Genomic DNA, 4365 nt, shown 5'->3' with positions numbered 1-4365 from the left:
ATGCGCGGGCTGCAGCCACCGACATACAGTTGGCCATACGTGACAATTCCGCCCTAAATTTATCCTTAGGGATGGGCAGGGATTGTCCGTTTGTCAGAGTGATCTGATACCGTTTCATGCTTTCCACAAACTGCATATTTACCAGATAGCTTTTATGTACTCTGCAAAAACCATATTCCCTCAGACGTTTTTCCAGATCGCTTAAGTTTCCGTACATTTCATGCTGCTTCTTTGCCTCATCCTGCATATGGAAATACAGTTTATGCCCAAAGCTTTCTACATAAAGAATATGCTTTACCCGTATATTTCTGGCTCCATCTGAAAATTCCAGAAAAATACTTGCGTTTACCTTGTCTATTTTCTCCAGCAGGGCCCAAATGCACTCCCGCATCATGGCTTCCAAATCGTCCTTTAGCAGGAAGCGAAACGCTTCAGCCTGATACCCAGCCAGCACATAATCCATGTATGCGGTCACAAAGATCAAAAGAATATCCGGGTTCTTCTGCTTGATCTGAAAGGCAATATCCAATCCGCTGCAGTCCTGCATATTAATGTCGAGAAACACAGCCTGACATTTCGCCAGCAGTTTCTCCTGCTCAAGCAGCTTTGTGCCGGAGGAGAAAGCATACAGCTCCACATCGGTTACTCCTGCCTTCTCAAGGTTCTCCTGGACAAGGGTCTTTACTTTTTCCAGATAAAAGGTTTCGTCATCACATATCACAAACTTCTTCATACGACCTTATTCCTAAAACAGGTTTCTTTTGTTCAATTCCCCTAAAAACACACTCCTCCCCTATATACTATGCTCTAATCGCATCGTTCCCCCTCATTGCCAAAGCATTCACAGAACCTTGCCGCAAAGGAAGGCGGCTCTCCGTTGGCGTACAGATGCGAAGTGTCCCCAAAGGACAACATTCGAAAGCTGGCAATCCCCTTTCTTCGTTCCTCAGTAGCCAGCGTGGTCACCGAGGAGGGCGCCGCGCACAAGCCATGCCACAGCACCATGGGAGAAATATTCAGCAGGTGGCTGAGCAGTACACAGGCAACGCCAAAATGACAGAACAAAACAATGGTATCATTATTCGGCCTCTCTGCCCGGTAAAAGTGCCCTTCCCTATAATAGCCGTGGCGCTTAAGCAGCTCGTCCAGACACCCTGTCACCCATTCATATTCCTCTCCCACCTGACTTTCCTTAAAGATTTTTGTATCCTGCCAGGTATCATATTTAAAATACGTTTCCTCCTGCATCCAATCCTGAGGCAGCCAGTCCCAGGCAATGGTTCTGTGAGACGTCACATCCGGCCTGCTGATATCCGGCTGAAATTCTCTGAGCCATTCACATTCCTCCGCCCTGGCATTTACTTTTTTCAAAGTGCAGGACGCCGTATCCTTAGCTCTGCCTAAGGGTGATACGTAAAAAGCCTTCACGGGAAGCCGTGAAAGCCTTTCAGAAAGATATTCCGCCTCTCTCCAGCCTTTTTCCGTCAATGAGTCAATCGAATAGTCCGGGTCTGCGTGTCTTACGATCAATATTTTCATTTAGCCGTTCTCCTTAATTTCCATCATCAGAAGCTCCATGGTCAATTCAAAATTTACATTGGCATTCAAACGGTTTTTTGCCTTTTCCAGGGCCTCCAAAACACTCTCGATTCCCTCATAGCTGCTTCTTCCCGCCGCTGTGCGCAGCGCCTGGATCTCCTCCTTAAACACCAGGTGATTCACATCGTTGGTGGCTTTAAACAACAGCACATCACGATACCACACTGCCATGATATCCAGATAATCATTGACCTCCATCTTATACTCTGTAATCTTTTTGATGGCCGCTATAATCTCCCATAGCTCCATATCTCTTGCGTATTTTAGCAGCGAGACAGCCTCTGACTTTACCTTTTCAAAATCCTCGCTGGCTGCCAGGGCCTTTGCCTTTCCCACGTTTCCCCTGGCAAAAGCTGCGCACACCTCCGCTTTATAATCCGGCACCTTAAGCTGCTCCATCAAGTATTTCTTGATCAGCTCATCCGAAACCGGCTTCATTGTAAGCACCACGCAGCGGCTTACAATGGTGGGTAAAAGCCCGTTCACATTGCCTGCAAGCAATAGAATCACTGCATACTCCGGCGGCTCCTCCAGCGTTTTCAAAAGCGCATTCTGAGCCTGCACGGTCATTTTTTCCGCTTCGCTCACAATATAAATTTTTTTGGGGCCGCTGTAGGGCTTGATGCCCACATCACTGTTAATCTGGCTGCGGATATCCTCAACGCTTATGGTTGCAGGCTTTTCGTGAACCACATGGATGATATCCGGGTGGTTATCCGACAATGCCTGTCTGCAGGAATGGCACTGCTGGCAAGGCTCAATTCCTCCCTTTTCACACTGCAGCGTCATGGCAAATATCCTTGCAATAAACTCCTTGCCCGAAGATTTTTCACCGCTTATGATATATGCGTGGGAAACCTTATCCCCTGAAATAGCGGCCTGCAGATGCTCTTTTATCTGCTCCTGGCCTATAATATCCCGAAATGCAGCCATGCTTCCACCCCCTTTTCCTATGTAAAGATATCCAGTAAAAGTCCTCTGATCTCTCCGATCTTGTTTAGAATCGCCAGATGATCCTGCTCGTCCTTCATAAGTTCCTTGGCCAGCTGATCCAGATTCTCATCCACAAGCCGGATAATTCCATAAACTCTGTGCCGTCCCCTTCTGTCCAGGAAATTTTCTCTGGAAAAGACATGGGAACGGGTAACAACCTCATTTAAAAATTCCTTTACCAGCCCTCTGTAATGCTTCATATCCTTTACGTCCCGACGCTTGGAAAGCTTTTCCCCTTCCATGGTAATCTGTTCCATAAGGGTCTGGAGTCTGGCCTGCAGCTCTGCCTCCTCCACATGGCTGGCCAGGGTAAACTTAAAGCTTCCATCCTCCGGCGGCTTTGAGACAGCCTGCTCCACCGGCTGGCTTGCCGTTACCTGATTTACCTTGATATCCACGCGCTACCTCCTTCGTGCGCTTCCCTGTGCAGAGGACATGTTTTAACAGACCTTTTTAATCCTTTGCCTCTGCGATATACGCCTTGATCTCCTTCAGGCAGCTTGGCAGATCATCATTGTAAAAGCATCTGGTTATGCCCGCCTCCTTTTTCTTTTCCTCAGAAAAATCTATGCTGTCTGCCAGGAACCTCCGGCACATCTCCTCATATCCCGGAGACTCCTGCTGTTTTTCCCTGTCCAGAGCCCTCTGGAGGCGCACACCATCGTTTAATTCTATCATGATGGGCAGTACCCTTTCCGCACCGAAATATTCCTTGATATTCCGGTACGCCTCCAGTGTGCCTATCATAATATAATTCTCCTTGGCAAGCTGTATCTGCCCGTCATCCACCGTGAAGTATCTCCACAGTCCGTAATAGGTCTGATACGCCCTCTCCTCAATGATTTTGTTTTCCTGCTTCAGCCGCTGATAGTCTTCTTCACTGGCAAAGAAATATTCTCTGCCGTTCTTCTCTCCTGCCCGGATGGGCCTTGTAGTGTAGGGGACAATCGTTTTTAACCCAAGGGCATCCTCTGCCAAAAGCTCCTTAAAAATAGTATCCTTTCCCGTAGAGCTTTTCCCCATAAGACATATGATCTTACCCATCTGCTACACGACCTCTACCACATGGATCATATCTGTCTTTCCTGCAATACCCAGGGGCACTCCCGCAGTTATGACAACCGTGTCGCCAGTCTTGATCAGACCTGCCTGCTTGCTCTTAAATACAGCCTCCTCAAACAACGCATCCGTAGTCTGCTCCTTTTTGATCAGCACAGGGCTCACTCCCCACAAGAGATTCAGCTGTCTGCATACCTTTTCATCCAGCGTACACCCGATGATAGGGCAGGCAGGCTTGTAACGGGCAATCATGTTTGCCGTAAAGCCGGACATTGTGACGGTTATGATGGCATCCGCCTTCAAATCCATGGCCACACTGCAGGTTGCGTAAGAGATTGCCGTGGTAATGTCAGGCGTTTCCGTACGCTCCCCCTGTCTCTTCTGCATTCTGGAGCGATAGTCAATATCCTGCTCCGCACGCTCTGCAATTTTACCCATAGTCTTTACGGCTTCCACCGGGTAAAGTCCCGCCGCGCTTTCTCCTGACAGCATGATAGCAGTGGTCCCGTCATAGATAGCATTTGCAATATCCGTAGCCTCCGCTCTTGTGGGGCGGGGATTCTTGATCATGGACTCCAGCATCTGCGTGGCTGTGATTACATGCTTGCCCCGTGCCACTGCCATCTTGATCATTTTTTTCTGGAGAATGGGAACCTCTTCCATAGGCACCTCCACTCCCATATCGCCTCTTGCCACCATGATTCCGTCCGATAC

Annotated in this window: 6 protein-coding genes; all 6 read right to left on the bottom strand. The window is 48.5% G+C overall.

Annotated elements, in window-relative coordinates; genetic code table 11:
* A partial coding sequence (locus tag AC1WIP_RS12120; protein ID WP_481142068.1) for a LytR/AlgR family response regulator transcription factor occupies nucleotides 1-733 on the bottom strand: 733 nt, incomplete at its 3' end.
* A 74-nt stretch (nucleotides 734-807) separates the two neighbouring features.
* Nucleotides 808-1539: a histidine phosphatase family protein gene (locus AC1WIP_RS12115; RefSeq protein ID WP_481142067.1), complete on the bottom strand. Its 732-nt coding sequence runs from the start codon at nucleotides 1537-1539 to the stop codon at nucleotides 808-810.
* Nucleotides 1540-2532, bottom strand: a complete 993-nt coding sequence (gene holB / locus AC1WIP_RS12110; protein WP_318703210.1) for a DNA polymerase III subunit delta' — start codon at nucleotides 2530-2532, stop codon at nucleotides 1540-1542.
* A 17-nt stretch (nucleotides 2533-2549) separates the two neighbouring features.
* Nucleotides 2550-2990: a YaaR family protein gene (locus tag AC1WIP_RS12105; RefSeq protein ID WP_481142066.1), complete on the bottom strand. Its 441-nt coding sequence runs from the start codon at nucleotides 2988-2990 to the stop codon at nucleotides 2550-2552.
* Between the two features lie 55 nt (nucleotides 2991-3045).
* Nucleotides 3046-3636: a nucleoside/nucleotide kinase family protein gene (locus tag AC1WIP_RS12100; RefSeq protein ID WP_481142065.1), complete on the bottom strand. Its 591-nt coding sequence runs from the start codon at nucleotides 3634-3636 to the stop codon at nucleotides 3046-3048.
* A gap of 3 nt (nucleotides 3637-3639) precedes the next feature.
* Nucleotides 3640-4365, bottom strand: a 726-nt coding sequence (locus AC1WIP_RS12095; RefSeq protein ID WP_481142064.1) for a pyruvate kinase, incomplete at its 5' end; no start/stop codon positions are given.

The organism is Acetatifactor sp., assembly GCF_982438285.1.
The sequence above is the reverse complement of the archived record's forward strand: the minus strand, read 5'-3'. Positions and strand labels throughout refer to the sequence as shown.